Source organism: Mixta tenebrionis (genome assembly GCF_006517625.1).
Classification (GTDB): Bacteria; Pseudomonadota; Gammaproteobacteria; order Enterobacterales; family Enterobacteriaceae; genus Mixta; species Mixta tenebrionis.
On the sequence record NZ_VHQI01000002.1, the window covers coordinates 19,703 to 35,605 of the forward strand.

Below are 15,903 nucleotides of genomic sequence, written 5' to 3' on the forward strand. Positions count from 1 at the left end.
AAGCCACGCTCCCTTTTCTTGATGTCGGGGAATACGCAGAGTTTATGAAGCCAATTTTCAGCAGGGGGCCTTCCCTGCAGCTCCGCCTTTTTCTGGCGGTTATCGTCGCCGTCGGCATCATTGTCGCCGACAGTCGCGTGGGTTCGTTTACCCAAGTCCGTAACTATATGGATACGGCGGTCAGTCCGTTCTATTTCCTGGCCAACGGGCCACGACAAATTCTGGACAGCGTCGCTGAGACGCTGGCCTCTCGCCAGCAGCTGGAGCAGGAGAATAAGGCGCTGCAGCGCGAACTTTTTCTGAAGAATAGCGAGCTGCTGATACTGGGACAATACCGGCAGGAAAACGCGCGCCTGCGTGAGCTGCTCGGCTCGCCGCTGCGTCAGGACGAGCAAAAAATGGTGACGCAGGTAATCTCTACCGGCACCGATCCCTATACCGATCAGGTGGTGATTGATAAGGGCAGCCTTAACGGCGTTTACGAAGGGCAGCCGGTTATCAGCGATAAAGGCGTGGTGGGGCAGGTGATTGCGGTAGGGCAGATTACCAGCCGCGTGCTGCTGATCTGCGATGCGTCCCATGCGCTGCCGATTCAGGTGCTGCGTAACGATATCCGGGTGATCGCCGCCGGCAACGGCTGTACGGAAGATTTACAGCTGGAGCACCTGCCGGGCAATACCGATATCCGCGTCGGCGATGTGCTGGTGACGTCCGGGCTGGGCGGGCGCTTCCCTGAAGGCTACCCGGTAGCGGTTGTTTCCTCCGTCAAGGTGGATACGCAGCGGGCCTACACGGTGATCCAGGCGCGTCCGACGGCAGGCTTGCAGCGCCTGCGCTACCTGCTGCTGCTGTGGGGCGCCGATCGCAATGGCGATCTGCCGATGGCGCCGGATGAAGTGCACCGGGTCGCCAATGAGCGTTTGATGCAGATGATGCCGCAGGTGCTGCCGCCGGCGGGAGAAATGGGGCCGCCCCTGCCGCCGGCCGCTAACGGCGCGGCTTCGGACGCCGGCGCGCCGGCTGCTGATTCATCCGCCGCCGGCAGAAGCGGCGTTGCGGGAGGTCAGCCTTGAGTCGCTATCGCAGTCACGGCCGCTGGGTTATCTGGCTCTCGTTTCTTGTGGCGCTGGTGCTGCAAATTATGCCCTGGCCGGATGAGCTCTATATGTTTCGCCCCTCGTGGCTGCTGTTGATTCTGATTTACTGGCTGCTGGCGCTGCCGCACCGGGTTAGCGTCGGCACCGGCTTCCTGATGGGGGGCGTTATGGACCTCATTTCAGGCTCGACGCTGGGCGTGCGTGCGCTGGCGCTCAGTATCATCGCCTATCTGGTGGCGTTTAAATTCCAGCTTTTCCGTAACCTGGCGTTGTGGCAACAGGCGTTAATGGTTATGGTGCTATCTCTGGCCATGGATGTCATTGTTTTCTGGGCCGAGTTCCTGGTAATTAATATCTCGTTCCGCCCGGAAATTTTCTGGAGCAGCGTTATCGACGGTATTTTGTGGCCGTGGCTATTCTTATTGATGAGAAAAATTCGTCGTCAATTCGCAGTGCAATAAGGACAACTATGTTATCCCTTTATCTTGCCTCCGGTTCACCGCGTCGACGTGAACTGTTAGCGCAGCTTGGCCTGCGTTTTGAGCGTCTCCAGACCGAGGTGGAAGAGCAGCGCCGCGTCGATGAGAGCGCACTGCACTATGTGTGTCGCCTGGCGCGGGAAAAGGCGCAGGCGGGCGTCGCGGCTGCGCCGCAGGATCTGCCGGTGCTGGGCGCGGATACCATCGTAGTGTTGAACGGCGAGGTGCTGGAAAAGCCGCGCGATGCGGCGCATGCGGCAGAGATGCTCAGGCGTCTGTCGGGCAATACGCATCAGGTGATGACGGCGGTGGCGCTGGCGGATCGTCAACGTGAGCTGGCATGTCTGGTGCAGACGGAGGTCACTTTCCGCCTGCTGACGCCGCAGGATATCGATGATTATATCGCCAGCGGCGAACCGATGGATAAAGCGGGCGCCTATGGCATTCAGGGGCTGGGCGGCAACTTTGTCAGAAAAATTAATGGAAGCTATCACGCTGTGGTTGGCCTGCCGCTGGTGGAAACGCACGAGCTGTTCAGCCATTTTCAATCGCTGCGTGAGGTGGGTGAGAGGTCATGATGACGGCTGAGCTACTGGTAAACGTTACGCCATCCGAAACGCGCGTGGCTTATATCGACGGCGGTATCCTGCAGGAAATCCATATTGAACGCGAAGCGAAGCGCGGGATCGTCGGTAATATCTATAAAGGACGCGTGAGCCGCGTGCTGCCTGGGATGCAGGCGGCTTTTGTCGATATCGGCCTGGACAAGGCGGCGTTTTTGCACGCCTCCGATATTATGCCGCATACCGAATGCGTGGCGGGCGAAGAGCAGAAAAACTTCAGCGTCCGGGATATCGCCGAGCTGGTGCGCCAGGGGCAGGATTTGATGGTGCAGGTGGTTAAAGATCCGCTGGGCACCAAAGGCGCGCGGCTGACTACCGATATTACCCTGCCTTCACGTTACCTGGTGTTTATGCCCGGCGCCTCGCATGTTGGCGTATCGCAGCGTATTGAGAGCGAGGCGGAACGCGATCGGCTGAAGGCGGTAGTTTCCGGCTACTGCGATGAGCAGGGCGGCTTTATTATTCGTACCGCGGCGGAAGGCATCGGCGAAGAAGAGCTGGCGCAGGATGCCGCTTTTCTTAAGCGTCTGTGGACGAAAGTTATCGAGCGCAAAAAGCGCAATAAAACCCGCTGTCGCCTGTATGGCGAACTGGCGCTGGCGCAGCGCGTGCTGCGCGATTTCGCCGGCGCCGCGCTCGATCGCATTCGCGTCGATTCGCGTCTGACCTATGAGCTGCTGCTGGAGTTCACCGCCGAATATATTCCTGAGATGACCGCCAAGCTGGAGCACTACAGCGGCAAACAGCCGATCTTCGATCTCTACGACGTAGAGAATGAGATCCAGCGTTCGCTCGATCGCAAGGTGGAGCTGAAGTCGGGCGGTTATTTGATTATCGATCAGACGGAAGCGATGACCACTATCGATATCAATACCGGCGCCTTTGTCGGCCATCGCAATCTTGATGAAACTATCTTCAATACCAATATCGAAGCGACGCAGGCGATTGCCCGCCAGCTGCGGCTGCGCAATCTCGGCGGCATTATCATTATCGACTTTATCGATATGAATAATGAGGAGCACCGTCGCCGCGTGCTGCATTCGCTGGACAGCGCGCTGAGTAAAGACCGGGTGAAAACCAGCATCAACGGCTTTTCCGCGCTGGGGCTGGTGGAGATGACGCGCAAGCGCACCCGTGAAAGCATTGAGCACGTCCTGTGCCAGGATTGCCCGGTTTGTAAAGGGCGCGGCACGCTGAAAACCGTCGAAACCGTCTGCTACGAAATTATGCGTGAAATTGTACGCGTCCATCACGCCTATGATACCGATCGTTTTCTGGTCTACGTATCGCCGACCGTGGGCGAAGCGCTGAAAAGCGATGAGTCGCACGCGCTGGCCGAGGTTGAGCTGTTCGTCGGCAAACAGGTCAAAGTTCAGGTTGAACCACTTTATACCCAGGAGCAGTTCGACGTCGTGATGATGTAAAATCTGGTTAATATTTTGGCCGGATTTTGCGGTTTTCTCTCCCGCCAGGCGCTAAAAATGCGCGTCTGTTTCAGGTAAACTGTAGTGACCTGCTTCTCCCTGACGGCGGCGGCTATCGCATCTTCGGGAAGATAAGCCAGCTTATTTAACCGTTCAGTTTGCGCAAGACAAGGAGAGGTGTGTGAGGCAACTGCCCAGGATCCTGTTACTTACAGGCGCAGCGTTGATCGTTATCGTTGCGCTACTGGTCAGCGGCCTGCGGTTGTTGATGCCGCAGATCGATCGCCACCGCGATAAAGTGCTGGACGTGGTTTCTTCCGCTACCGGCCTGCCGGTTAAAGCCGCCATGCTGCAGGGGCGCTGGGAGAATTTCGGCCCGACGCTGGATGCGCATCAGCTGGCGGTCACGCTTCCCGATGGCGGTTCGCTTAATATCGATCGCGTTACGCTGGCGCTGGATATCTGGCAGTCGCTGCTGCACCTGCGCTGGCAGTTTCGTGAACTTACCTTCTGGCAGCTCGATCTCGACAGCCGTTCCCCGTTAATCAGCAACGATAACCAACACACCCTGAAAGCGGGACAGATCAGCGATCTCTTCCTGCGCCAGTTCGATCACTTTGATTTACGCGACAGCCGCATTCGTTTTCAGACGCCTTCCGGCCAGCGTGCCGAGCTGGCGATTCCTCGCCTGAGCTGGCTGAATGAAAAAGCGCGGCATCGGGCCGAGGGCGAAGTCAGCCTTTCCAGCTTTACCGGACAGCACGGCGTGGTGCAGGTGCGGCTCGATCTACGCGATGAAAACGGGTTGCTGAACAGCGGGCGCGTCTGGATGCAGGCGGACGACGTCGACGTTAAGCCCTGGCTGGGGCAGTGGATGCGCGATAACACCACGCTGCAACGCGCGCGTTTCAGCCTTGCGGCCTGGCTCAGCCTGAAAGAGGGCGAAATTTACGATGGCGATGTCTGGCTGAAACAGGGCGGCGCCCACTGGCAGGGCGATAAGCAGCCGCACCGGCTCGAGGTGGACAACCTGACGCTGCACCTGGCGCGCTGGCGCGGCGGCTGGACCCTTACCATGCCGCAAAACAGCCTGCGCACCGACGGCGAGGCGTGGCCAAAGGGGCATTTCGCGCTGGCATGGCTGCCGCAGCGTGGAGATGCGCCTGGGCCGCAGGAAGAAGAAGAACTGCGCGTACGCGCAACGGGGCTGAACCTGCAACGTCTTGAGCCGCTGATCCCGCTCTTTTCCCGTCTGTCGCCGCAGCTGCTGGAAAACTGGCGCGCCCTGCAGCCGCAGGGGATGGTTGATAGCCTGGCGCTGGATGTGCCGCTGCGCCAGCCGGAGCAGAGCCGCTTCCAGGCGCGCTGGCGCGATATGAACTGGCAGCACTGGCATTTGTTGCCGGGCGCGCAGCACGTTGCCGGGCGATTAAGCGGCAGTCTGCCCGACGGGCGCCTTGAGTTCAGCGTCAGGGACGCGGTAATGCCTTACGGCACCATGTTCCGCGCGCCGCTGGAGGTAAAGCAGGCCACCGGCACGCTGAGCTGGCAGCGCAGCGCAAACGCGCTGGCGCTGCAGGGCCGGCAGCTTGATCTGCAGGCGCGTTCGCTGTGGGCGAAAGGCGATTTCAGCTACCGTCAGGCGGCAGGCCAGCCGCCGCAGCTCGATATCCTGGCGGGCATTAATGTCACCCACGCCGGAGACGCCTGGCGCTACTTCCCGGAGCCGCTGATGGGCACCGGCCTGACCAACTACCTGAGCGGCGCGATTAAAGGCGGCGAGGTTAACAACGCCACGCTGCTGTTTGCCGGTAACCCCAAACTTTTCCCCTTCCGCCACAATGACGGCATGTTTGAAGTCTGGGTGCCGCTGCGTAATGCCAGTTACGCCTTCCAGCCCGGCTGGCCCGCTATCGACAAGCTCGATATCGATCTCGATTTTGTTAATGACGGTCTGTGGATGAAGGCGCAGCAGGCGATGCTGGGCAACGTGCAGGCGAATAACGTCAGCGCCATTATACCGGACTACCTGAAACAGCAGCTGATCGTTAATGGCGACCTGCGCGGCGAGGCGGCGGATATTCGCGACTATTTCCAGCAGACGCCGCTGCAGCCCTCATTAGGCGCCGCGCTTGATGAGCTGCAGCTGAGCGGGCAGACCGGCGGGCACCTGAAGCTGGCTATTCCGCTGAACGGCAAGCTGGTGCATGCCGCCGGCGACGTGCAGCTGAATAATAACTCTTTGTTTGTCGCGCCGCTGGGGACGCATCTCACCGGGCTGAGCGGCAGCTTTAGCTACGATAACGGCAACTTACGCAGCGATACGCTGCGGGCCAACTGGTTCGGCCAGCCGGTAAAGGTTAACTTCCATACCCAGGAGCAGCCGGAGGCGTACCGTATCGGCGTTAACCTGGCGGCAGAGTGGCAGGTTAATCAGCTTACGCCTGTGCCAGCCGCCGTCAGCCGGCAGCTAAGCGGCACGCTGCCGTGGCAGGGCGAGGTGGCGATAACGCTGCCGCATAGCGGCGGCGGCGCCAGTTATAAAATCGATCTGGCGGGCGATTTGAAAGATGTAAGCAGTCACTTACCCGCTCCGCTGACGAAAGCGAGCGGCGAAGCGCTACCGCTAAAGGTGACCGCCGCAGGCGATCTGCATCACTTCGATTTACAGGGAGTGCTGGCAAATCAGCAGCGTTTTAACAGCCGCTGGCTGCTGGGGAAACAGCTGCGCCTCGATCGCGGCGTCTGGCGTAATGATGCAGAGGCCACGCCCGCGCTGCCTGAAACGCGCGGAATGCTTTTGCAGCTGCCGCCGCTGGATGGCGATAGCTGGGTAAAGCTGCTAATGGCCGGCAGTGCCTCTTCGGGCGCGGGGCATAAGTCCGCCGCGCCGGCGGGCGCCGCCTTTAAACAAAACATGCTGCCGGGCGATATTACCCTGAGCACGTCCTCGCTGCAGCTCGCGGGCCAGCAGTGGCGCGACGCGCAGATAACGCTGCGTCAGCTGACGGCCGGGGCCATGCAGGCGGAGGCCGAAGGGCGTGAAATTAGCGCCAGGTTGGATATCCCCGCCGGCGGCCCCTGGCAAGCGCATCTTAAGCGGCTCTATTACAATCCGCAGTGGCAGAGTAACGGCGGGGATTCTTCCGGTGCCGCTGCGCAGCAAAATAAGGCGCAGCCGGACAGCGGGGCGATAAATTTTGCCGGCTGGCCTGCTTTGCAGCTTAGCTGCGATGAGTGCTGGCTGCGGGGGCAGAAGTTCGGGCGCATTAGCGGCGATCTGACGCCGCGGGAAGATACGTTAGTACTCACTAATGGCTTAGTGGATACCGGCAGCGCCCGCCTGCGTATCGACGGCGAGTGGGTTAACCGCGCAGGCGAGCAGCGCACCTCGCTTAAGGGGAAGCTGAGCGGTAAAAACATTAACGACGCCACCAACTGGTTCGGCGTTAGCACGCCGATGCGCAACGCCTCTTTTAATATTGATTACGACCTGCACTGGCGCGACGCGCCCTGGCAGCCGGCGGAATCTTCGCTGAGCGGGGTACTGAAAACCCACCTCGGCAAGGGGCAGATTGCCGACGTCAGCAGCGGGCGCGCCGGTCAGCTGCTGCGTCTGGTCAGCTTTGATGCGCTGCTGCGTAAGCTGCGTTTTGATTTCAGCGACACCTTCAGCGAAGGCTTCTGGTTTGACTCCATCAACGGCACGGCGTGGATTAAAGAGGGCGTGATACGCACCGATAATCTGTTGGTGGATGGACTGGAGGCGGATATCGCCATGCAGGGTAAGATCGATCTGGTGCAGCGGCGTATCGATATGGAAGCGGTAGTGGCGCCTGAAATCTCCGCTTCGGTGGGCGTCGCCACCGCGTTTGTGATTAACCCGGTGGTGGGCGCGGCGGTTTTTGCCGCCAGCAAGGTGCTGGGGCCGCTGTGGAATAAGATCTCTTTACTGCGCTATCACATCAGCGGCCCGCTGGATAAGCCGGAAATCAATGAAGTATTGCGTAAGCCGCGCGAAAAGAGCGCGAAGTGAATTTGACGCCGCAGGGGAATTACCGCAGGCTATAGCATAACGTCACATAACGAGTGAGAAACGATGACTCTGAATCTGGTAAGTGAGCAATTGCTAACTGCGAACAACATCAATCAGCAGGATCTGTTCACCCTGCTTGGGCAGCTTTCAGAACGTCGTCTGGATTATGCCGATCTCTATTTTCAATCCAGCTACCACGAATCCTGGGTGCTGGAAGACCGCATCATAAAAGATGGCTCCTGGAATATCGATCAGGGCGTCGGCGTGCGGGCCGTTAGCGGCGAGAAAACCGGCTTCGCCTATGCGGACCAGATTACGCTGACCGCCCTGCAGCAGAGCGCGCAGGCGGCGCGCAGCATCGTACGCGAGCAGGGCAACGGTCAGGCGCGGGCGCTGGCGGCAGTCAACCAGCGCGCGCTCTATTCTGCCCAGGATCCGCTGCAAAGCCTGTCGCGCGAAGAAAAAATCGCCCTGCTGCATCGCGTCGATAGCGCGGCGCGGGCGGCGGACAAACGCGTGCAGGAGGTCAGCGCCAGCCTCTCCGGCGTGTATGAGCTGGTGCTGGTGGCGGCCACCGACGGAACGCTGGCGGCGGACGTGCGTCCGCTGGTGCGCCTGTCGGTCAGCGTACAGGTAGAAGAGGACGGCAAGCGCGAACGCGGCTCCAGCGGCGGCGGCGGGCGTACCGGCTACGATTTCTTCCTCGCTGATGAAGCGGGTGAAGTGCGTGCGGAGCGCTGGGCGCGCGAAGCGGTGCGTATGGCGCTGGTTAATCTCTCCGCCGTCGCCGCGCCGGCGGGATCGATCCCGGTGGTGCTGGGCGCCGGCTGGCCCGGCGTGCTGCTGCATGAGGCGGTAGGCCACGGCCTGGAAGGCGATTTCAACCGTCGCGGCACCTCGGTATTCAGCGGTCAGATGGGCAAGCTGGTCGCCTCCGAGCTTTGTACGGTGGTGGACGATGGCACGCTAAGCGGCCTGCGCGGTTCGTTAGCCATTGATGATGAAGGCGTGCCCGGCCAGTACAACGTGCTGATCGAAAACGGCGTGCTGAAAGGCTATATGCAGGACAAGCTTAATGCGCGTCTGATGGGCGTTAAGCCCACCGGCAACGGGCGGCGTGAATCCTATGCGCATCTGCCAATGCCGCGTATGACCAATACCTATATGCTCGGCGGACAGTCCACGCCGCAGGAAATTATTGAAAGCGTCGAGTATGGTCTCTATGCGCCTAACTTTGGCGGCGGCCAGGTGGATATCACCTCCGGAAAATTTGTTTTCTCTACTTCCGAAGCCTATCTGATCGAGAAAGGCAAGGTGACCCGTCCGGTGAAAGGCGCGACGCTGATCGGTTCCGGTATTGAAGCGATGCAGCAGATCTCTATGGTCGGCAACGATCTGGCGCTGGATAAAGGCGTGGGCGTTTGCGGTAAAGAGGGGCAAAGCCTGCCGGTAGGCGTCGGCCAGCCGACGCTGAAGCTGGATTGCCTGACCGTAGGCGGCACCGCCTGAGAAAACGCTCCCTGACGATGACGGCGCTCAGGGGGCTAGCCCTGGCCGCCGTTGCGGTGCTCCTGATAGATCTGCGCTACCTTTTTGAACCAGCCGCTGAGATAATCGATACAGACCTGTACCTTTAGCGGTAATTTATCCTTTTGCGTATAGAGCGCGTAAACCGGCCGCGGATCGGACTGATAGCGGCTGAACAGAATCTCCACCTCGCCCGCCTTAATCTCATCAATTATCCACATCAGCGGTACATAGGCGATGCCGCAGCCCGCCTTCAGCCAGCGGATCAGGGTTTGCGAATCGTTGGTGACAAAGCGCCCCTGCGGTGAAAGATGGGTGCTGATGCCTTCCGGCGCGATAAGCTCAAAATTACTGTCCGGGCGCACGCTATATTCCAGCCATGAGAAATTGGCGATATCGGACGGTTTCTCCGGCGTGCCGTGCTGCTCAAGGTAGCGCTTCGCGGCGCAGACCACCATCGGCATCGAGCCCAGCCGCCGCGAGAAGAGGCTGGAGTCCTGCAGCGCGCCGACCCGTATCACCATATCCAGGCCATCCGCGATCAGATCGGGCGCGGGAATGCCGGTTACCAGATTAACCGTCAGGCCGGGATACTCCTGCAGCATTTCCGCCGTCATGGTCGCCAGTACGTTTTGCGCCATGGTGGAGGAGCTGCCGATGCGCAGGGTGCCGATGGGGGAATTATTCAGGGCGTAGAGCTGTTCATGTACCTGCTGCGCTTCAGAGAGCATGCGGCGGCAGCCCTGATAGTAAATGCGCCCCGCTTCGGTCAGCCCAAGGCTGCGGGTGCTGCGATTCAGTAGCTTTACCTGCAGCTCACCTTCCAGTTTGGCTACAATCTGGCTGATGGAGGAGACGCTCATCTGTAGCTGCCGCGCAGCGGCGGTAAACGAGCCTAATTCAACCACTTTGGCAAAAACCGACATGCCTTTTAGACGTTCCATTATTCACTCTGGCTTAAAAGTGATTTAGATCACATTATGTAGATAAGCTGACTTCAGGCGCGTTACACTATGACGCCGGGTTGCCCTCTGGTTACTCACCTTCCGGGTCAGGATATGTCATACACGCTATGCTTAAGGTTTTGATATTCGTCTGACAGTGTACCTGTCGTCCGACCATCATCAACCCGTAATGTTAAAGGGCCTGTATCAGCAGGCTGGCCTGGCGTTGGCATAACGGAATAGCCCGGTTGCGTATCAACAAGGATAAAAAATGAGTGTGTTACCGGTTATTGTCGTGTTTGGGCTGTCGTTCCCGCCGATATTTTTTGAAATCATCGTTTCGCTACTGCTGTTCTGGCTGGTGCGTCGTCTGCTGCTGCCGGTCGGCCTGTATGATTTTGTCTGGCATCCGGCGCTGTTTAATACCGCCCTCTACTGTTGCCTGTTCTATCTGGTATCCCGACTGTTCGTCTGAGGTTATAAGTGAAAGCTCTAATAAGAAAAATTGCGCGCTATGCCATTACCCTGATTCTGGTGGTAATAGCCGTTATCGTCGTGTTTCGCGCCTGGGCTTTTTATACTGAATCGCCCTGGACCCGCGATGCTAAATTCGCTGCGGACGTGGTAGCGATCGCGCCCGATGTCACAGGTCTGGTGACCGACGTGCGCGTGCGCGATAACCAGCACGTTAACAAGGGCGAAGTGCTCTTCACTATCGATCGGCCGCGCTTTCAAAAAGCGCTGGAAGAGGCGGAAGCGGACGTTCAGTACTATCAGACGGTGGTGGCTGAAAAGCGGCGCGAGGCGGCGCGGCGCAACAAGCTGGGGGCGATCGCCATGTCGCGTGAGGCGATCGAGCAGGCGAATAACGATCTGCAAACCACCGAGCATCAGCTGGCGAAGGCGCAGGCCTCCCGCGATCTGGCGAAACTGGATCTTGAACGTACCGAGATCCGCGCGCCTGCGGATGGCTGGGTTACTAACCTGAACGTCTTTAGCGGCGAATTTATTAACCGTGGTACTACCGCGGTCGCGCTGGTGAAACAGAATTCTTACTACATTGTGGCCTATATGGAAGAGACCAAGCTGGAGGGCATCCGTCCCGGCTATCGCGCGGAGATTACGCCGCTGGGCAGCGAGCGCGTGCTGCGCGGTACGGTCGATTCCATCGCCGCGGGCGTCACTAACAGCAGCAGCAGCGTGGACAGCAAAGGCATGGCGACCATCGATTCCAACCTGGAGTGGGTGCGCCTGGCGCAGCGCGTGCCGGTTAAAATTCGCCTCGATCGCCAACAGGGCAATCTCTATCCCGCCGGTACGACCGCCACGGTGGTGGTCACCGGCGAGAAAGATCGCCAGCAGGCGCCGCGATCGCCGCTTTCCCGGCTGCTGCAGCGTCTGCGTGAGTTCGGCTAGGCGAGGGCGTGATGCAACTCGAACGATTACGCTTTCCGGTTAAGCTCACTTTCGCCATCCTTACGGCGCTGCTGGTGGGCTTCCATTTTAATCTGGAAACGCCGCGCTGGGCGGTAATGACCGCCGGGATCGTAGCGGGCGGCACCGCTTTCGCCGCGGGCGGCGATCCTTACTCCGGGGCGCTGCGTCATCGCGGCCTGCTGCGTATTATCGGTACTTTTCTCGGCTGCCTGGCGGCGCTGACGATCATGATCGCCACTATCCGCGCGCCGGTGGTAATGCTGCTGCTCTGCTGTATCTGGGCGGGCGTCTGCGTCTGGCTCTCTTCCCTGATCCGCGTCGAAAACTCCTATGCGCTGGGGCTGGCAGGCTATACCGCGCTGATCATCGTGATCAGCGTCGATATGTTCCCCGGCGGCACGCCGATGCTGGCGCCGCAGTTTGCCGTTGAGCGCTGCAGCGAGATTGTCATCGGCATCGTCTGCGCCATCCTGGCGGATATGATTTTCTCGCCGCGCTCGATCAAGAAGGTGATCGATAAAGAGATTGAGTCGCTGCTGCTGGATCACTATCGTCTGCTACAACTCTGCGTGGCGCATGGCGATAAAGATGAGGTAGATAAGGCCTGGGGAAACCTGGTGCGCCGTACCACCACGCTCAATGGGATGCGCAGCCAGCTTGCGATGGAATCCTCGCGCTGGCAGCGCGCCAACCGGCGCCTGAAGGCGCTGCATACGCTTTCGCTGATGCTGATTACCCAGGCGGCGGAAACCTTTCTGATTCAAAATTCGCGTCCGGAGTATATTCCGTCGCACTATCGGCTGCTGATAGAAAAAGAGGTGAACAGCCTTGCCGATTTACATAAGCATTTGAAAAATCTGCGCCGGGTCATCAGCGCCGTCGGCAGTAAAAGCACGCCGGTCACGCTCTCCAGCTGGGTTGGCGCCGCCACCCAGTATTTAATGTTGTTGAAGGGCGTACAAACCAACAGCAGCATCAGCCAGCAGGAAGAGACGCTGCTGAACGCCGAAGTTGAGGTAGTACGCGCCCGTTCGGCGGAAACCCATCACGCGATGATCAACGGCATTCGTACCTTCGTGGCCACTGCGCTTGGTTCGCTGTTCTGGCTCTATACCGGCTGGACCTCCGGCAGCGGCTGTATGATTATGCTGGCGGTAATCACCGCGCTGGCGATGCGCGCGCCCAATCCGCTAATGATGGCGAAAGATTTTCTCTACGGCATGACGGTGGCGGTGCCGCTGGGGGCGCTCTATTTTATGGTGATTATGCCCGCCACCCAGCAGAGTATGCTGCTGCTGTGTATCGCCATAGGGACGCTGGCGTTTGTCGCCGGGATCTTTATTCAGCGACGGCAGCTGGGCACGCTGGGCGCCTTTGTCGGCACGCTAAACGTGCTGGTGCTGGATAATCCGATGACCTTCTCGGTAAATGCCTTTTTCGATAGCGTGCTGGGACAGGTTATCGGCTGTTTCGTCGCGCTGATGGTGATCCTGATTATCCGCGATAATTCCCGCGCCCGTACCGGCAGGACCCTACTGAACCGCTTTATGTATGCGGCGGTTTCCGCGCTGACCACTAATCAGGCGCGGCGTAAAGAGAACCATCTGCCTGCGCTCTATCAGCAGCTGTTTCTGCTGCTGAATCTGTTCCCCGGCGATATTGATAAGTATCGTCTGGCGCTGACGCTGATTATCGGCCATCAGCGGCTGCGTAACGCGGAGATTCCGGTGAACGCCGATCTCTCGGCGTATCATAAGCAGCTACGCTATACCGCCGATCGGGTCATCGCTTCCCGTAGCGATGATAAACGCCGCTACTACTATCAGCGCCTGCTGAGCGAGTTCGATGTCTATCAGCAAAAGCTGTTGCAGTATGATGCGCCGCTGAGCGTTACCGAGCCGGTGCAACGTCTCGCCGATATGCTGAAGAAATATCAGCACACCCTGATTAACATCTGATAAGCCAACGGCGTCTGCGGGCGCCATTTTTCTCCTTCATTGCGGAGGCGAGCGAAAGCGCGCCCGTTGCCAACTATACTTTGCAAACCGGGATGACAAACAGGAGTAAAAAATGGCGCATGCACTCCAGGATAATGATCTTTTCCAGACTGGTTGTCTGATCGACGGCCGCTGGATCACGCTGCATGAAACCTTTGCGGTGCTTAATCCTGCCACGGGCGAAACCATCGCTCAGGTAGCAAAGGGCGGTAAAAAAGAAACCGAGCAGGCGATTGCCGCAGCGGAGCGCGCCCTTCCCGCCTGGCGCGCGCTGACGGCGAAGCAGCGTTCAGAAATCCTCTACCGCTGGTATCAGCTGATGATCGAAAACAGAAGCTGGCTGGCAAAATTGATGACGGCGGAGCAGGGCAAACCGCTGAAAGAGGCGGAAGGCGAAGTGGACTATGCCGCCAGCTTTATTCAGTGGTTTGCCGAACAGGCGAAACGTATTAACGGTGAAATTATTCCCGCCGCTAAAAGCGGCTCCCGTATTCTGGCCACGCGCGAGCCGGTTGGCGTGGTGGCGGCGATCACGCCGTGGAATTTCCCGATGGCGATGCTGACGCGCAAGCTGGGACCGGCGCTGGCCGCTGGCTGTACCGGTATTATCAAGCCCGCCAACAATACGCCGCTTTCCGCCTTTGCTCTGCTGGCGCTGGCGCAGAAGGCGGGCGTGCCTGACGGCGTACTGAACGGCGTCGCCGGCGATACGCGCGCCATTAGCGATGCGATCATGGCCAGCGGCGTGGTGCGCAAAATTTCGTTTACCGGCTCGACCGCCGTAGGTAAGACGCTGATGCGCAACGCCGCGGAGACGATGAAAAAGGTATCGCTGGAGCTGGGCGGCAACGCGCCCTATATCGTGTTTGAGGATGCCGATATCGATGCGGCGGTGAAAGGCGCCATCGCCAATAAATTTCGTAACGCCGGGCAGGTGTGCGTTAGCGTGAACCGCTTCTTTATTCATGATGCGGTGTACGACCGCTTTGTTGACCAGCTGGCGGAACAGGTAAGTAAGCTGAAGGTTGGCGACGGCATGGAGGAAGGGGTGGTCGTGGGGCCGTTAATCAACCAGGATGCGCTCGAAAAGGTGGAAGAGCATGTAAAAGATGCGCAGGAGCAAGGCGGGCGTATCGTCACGGGCGGCGCGCGTCATACGCTGGGCGGCAACTTCTGGCAGCCGACGGTGATTGCTGACGCCAGTGAAAAGATGAAGCTGGCGCATGAAGAAACTTTTGGTCCGGTAGCCGCCTGTTTCCGCTTTAGCAGTGAAGAAGAGGCGATTCAGCGCGCTAACGCGACGGAATATGGCCTGGCCGCCTATTTTTATACGCAGAATCTGCAGCGCGTTTTTCGCGTCGCCGCCGCGCTGGAAAGCGGCATGATCGGCATTAACGAATGCGCGGTTTCTACCGAGCTGGCGCCTTTTGGCGGCGTAAAAGAGTCGGGACTGGGGCGTGAAGGATCGGTAGCTGGTATTGAGGAATATCTGGAAGTTAAAGCCCTGCATATTGGTGGTCTGTAACCCAGACGGGCGCGCGGGCGCCCGTTTCAGCATGACGGAGCAGCCAGCATGAGGAAAGAGACATTTGACTTTGATGAGATCGTCGATCGGGCGCATTTTTATCGTCAGTTCAGCGAACGCTTCGCGCTGCCGGAATCGTTGATTTTCGATCTCGATTCGCTGTGGGATGCGGTTATTGCATCCGCGCTGCCGCTACCGGTAGAAATTGAGTTTATTCATCTGGGCGCAGGGCAAAAAAGACGCTATGGCGCGCTGATTCTGCTGTTTGATGAGGCGGAAGAAGAGCTGGAGGGCCAGCTCCGTTTCAACGTTCGGCAGGCATGACGCTGCCTGCTTGCGGCTGAAGGCGCAACGAAAAAAGGCCCGGCGAGCGGGCCAAAGGGTTCGTCACTGACTGACGAGGAATTACTTATAAATCTCTGCCGTGGCGTGGTAGTTGCCGTTGTTATAGGCCTCCACGACGCGATAGGCGGATGCGCCCTGTTTATCTGCCTGCTGTGACAGGTGCTGGCGAATGGCAGAGGGGCTGCCATCAATGCCGCTAACGGAGATCGTGCCGATGGGCTGCAGATTTTGGCTGGCGACATCCTGTTGGGTTACCAGGTCGGCGGCGGTAGCGCCGAAAGAGAGTAGCGAGGCCAGACCTAAAGCAGCAAGGGTAAATGTGGTTTTCATCTTTTCACTCCAGAGTATCGTTTGTTGCGGCGGCCGGGATGGCTTAATAGCGATTATTATTTCTGTGGCTGCCGGTTTCAGGGTTCAGGGTTCAGGGTTCAGGGTTCAGGGTTCAGGGTTCAGGGTTCAGGGCGCTGAC

The 15,903-nt window shown here is 58.9% G+C and carries 13 protein-coding genes; 11 read left to right on the top strand and 2 right to left on the bottom strand.

Going from position 1 to position 15,903, the window contains the following annotated elements:
* The first annotated feature begins 44 nt into the window (after positions 1-44).
* From mreC to tldD, 6 genes are all read left to right on the top strand, one after another.
* Positions 45-1,073 (top strand): rod shape-determining protein MreC, encoded by a 1,029-nt coding sequence (gene mreC, locus FKM52_RS03025; protein ID WP_141174730.1) that lies wholly within the window; start codon positions 45-47, stop codon positions 1,071-1,073.
* On the top strand, positions 1,070-1,558 hold the full coding sequence (gene mreD, locus FKM52_RS03030; protein ID WP_141174731.1) for a rod shape-determining protein MreD: 489 nt from the start codon (positions 1,070-1,072) through the stop codon (positions 1,556-1,558). Before mreC ends, mreD begins: the two co-directional genes overlap by 4 nt.
* 8 nt (positions 1,559-1,566) lie before the next feature.
* Positions 1,567-2,154, top strand: coding sequence for a Maf family protein (locus tag FKM52_RS03035; RefSeq protein WP_141174732.1), 588 nt, complete (start codon positions 1,567-1,569; stop codon positions 2,152-2,154).
* Positions 2,154-3,623, top strand: a complete 1,470-nt coding sequence (gene rng, locus FKM52_RS03040; RefSeq protein ID WP_141175193.1) for a ribonuclease G — start codon at positions 2,154-2,156, stop codon at positions 3,621-3,623. Before FKM52_RS03035 ends, rng begins: the two co-directional genes overlap by 1 nt.
* 181 nt (positions 3,624-3,804) lie before the next feature.
* On the top strand, positions 3,805-7,659 hold the full coding sequence (gene yhdP, locus FKM52_RS03045) for an AsmA2 domain-containing protein YhdP (RefSeq protein ID WP_141174733.1): 3,855 nt from the start codon (positions 3,805-3,807) through the stop codon (positions 7,657-7,659).
* A gap of 63 nt (positions 7,660-7,722) precedes the next feature.
* A complete protein-coding gene (tldD, locus tag FKM52_RS03050) occupies positions 7,723-9,168 on the top strand; it encodes a metalloprotease TldD (RefSeq protein WP_141174734.1) in 1,446 nt (481 codons plus the stop codon).
* A 35-nt stretch (positions 9,169-9,203) separates the two neighbouring features.
* On the opposite strand, the gene aaeR is transcribed toward tldD, so the two are convergent.
* Positions 9,204-10,130, bottom strand: coding sequence for an HTH-type transcriptional activator AaeR (aaeR, locus tag FKM52_RS03055; protein ID WP_141174735.1), 927 nt, complete (start codon positions 10,128-10,130; stop codon positions 9,204-9,206).
* Positions 10,131-10,401: 271 nt separating this feature from the next.
* Here aaeR and aaeX point away from each other — a divergent pair, with 271 nt between their 5' ends.
* The 5 genes from aaeX (at position 10,402) to FKM52_RS03080 (ending at position 15,413) form a co-directional block, all read left to right on the top strand.
* Positions 10,402-10,605, top strand: coding sequence for a p-hydroxybenzoic acid efflux pump operon protein AaeX (gene aaeX / locus FKM52_RS03060; RefSeq protein ID WP_141174736.1), 204 nt, complete (start codon positions 10,402-10,404; stop codon positions 10,603-10,605).
* Positions 10,606-10,613: 8 nt separating this feature from the next.
* Positions 10,614-11,546 (top strand): p-hydroxybenzoic acid efflux pump subunit AaeA, encoded by a 933-nt coding sequence (gene aaeA / locus FKM52_RS03065; RefSeq protein WP_141174737.1) that lies wholly within the window; start codon positions 10,614-10,616, stop codon positions 11,544-11,546.
* A gap of 11 nt (positions 11,547-11,557) precedes the next feature.
* Positions 11,558-13,525, top strand: coding sequence for a p-hydroxybenzoic acid efflux pump subunit AaeB (gene aaeB, locus FKM52_RS03070; protein ID WP_141174738.1), 1,968 nt, complete (start codon positions 11,558-11,560; stop codon positions 13,523-13,525).
* A 112-nt stretch (positions 13,526-13,637) separates the two neighbouring features.
* Positions 13,638-15,089 carry an NAD-dependent succinate-semialdehyde dehydrogenase gene (locus tag FKM52_RS03075; RefSeq protein WP_141174739.1) on the top strand — a complete coding sequence of 484 codons (1,452 nt, stop codon included), beginning with the start codon at positions 13,638-13,640 and terminating at the stop codon, positions 15,087-15,089.
* Positions 15,090-15,137: 48 nt separating this feature from the next.
* A complete protein-coding gene (locus FKM52_RS03080; protein ID WP_141174740.1) occupies positions 15,138-15,413 on the top strand; it encodes a barstar family protein in 276 nt (91 codons plus the stop codon).
* An 81-nt stretch (positions 15,414-15,494) separates the two neighbouring features.
* On the opposite strand, the gene yhcN is transcribed toward FKM52_RS03080, so the two are convergent.
* Positions 15,495-15,764 carry a peroxide/acid stress response protein YhcN gene (yhcN, locus tag FKM52_RS03085; RefSeq protein WP_141174741.1) on the bottom strand — a complete coding sequence of 90 codons (270 nt, stop codon included), beginning with the start codon at positions 15,762-15,764 and terminating at the stop codon, positions 15,495-15,497.
* Positions 15,765-15,903: the final 139 nt, after the last annotated feature.

Bases quoted from the DNA above. Each gene is read 5' to 3' on its own strand.
- yhcN (WP_141174741.1), bottom strand. From the start codon at position 15,764: ATGAAAACCACATTTACCCTTGCTGCTTTAGGTCTGGCCTCGCTACTC.
- aaeR (WP_141174735.1), bottom strand. From the start codon at position 10,130: ATGGAACGTCTAAAAGGCATGTCGGTTTTTGCCAAAGTGGTTGAATTA.
- tldD (WP_141174734.1), top strand. From the start codon at position 7,723: ATGACTCTGAATCTGGTAAGTGAGCAATTGCTAACTGCGAACAACATC.
- FKM52_RS03035 (WP_141174732.1), top strand. From the start codon at position 1,567: ATGTTATCCCTTTATCTTGCCTCCGGTTCACCGCGTCGACGTGAACTG.
- FKM52_RS03080 (WP_141174740.1), top strand. From the start codon at position 15,138: ATGAGGAAAGAGACATTTGACTTTGATGAGATCGTCGATCGGGCGCAT.
- FKM52_RS03075 (WP_141174739.1), top strand. From the start codon at position 13,638: ATGGCGCATGCACTCCAGGATAATGATCTTTTCCAGACTGGTTGTCTG.
- aaeX (WP_141174736.1), top strand. From the start codon at position 10,402: ATGAGTGTGTTACCGGTTATTGTCGTGTTTGGGCTGTCGTTCCCGCCG.
- aaeB (WP_141174738.1), top strand. From the start codon at position 11,558: ATGCAACTCGAACGATTACGCTTTCCGGTTAAGCTCACTTTCGCCATC.
- mreC (WP_141174730.1), top strand. From the start codon at position 45: ATGAAGCCAATTTTCAGCAGGGGGCCTTCCCTGCAGCTCCGCCTTTTT.
- rng (WP_141175193.1), top strand. From the start codon at position 2,154: ATGACGGCTGAGCTACTGGTAAACGTTACGCCATCCGAAACGCGCGTG.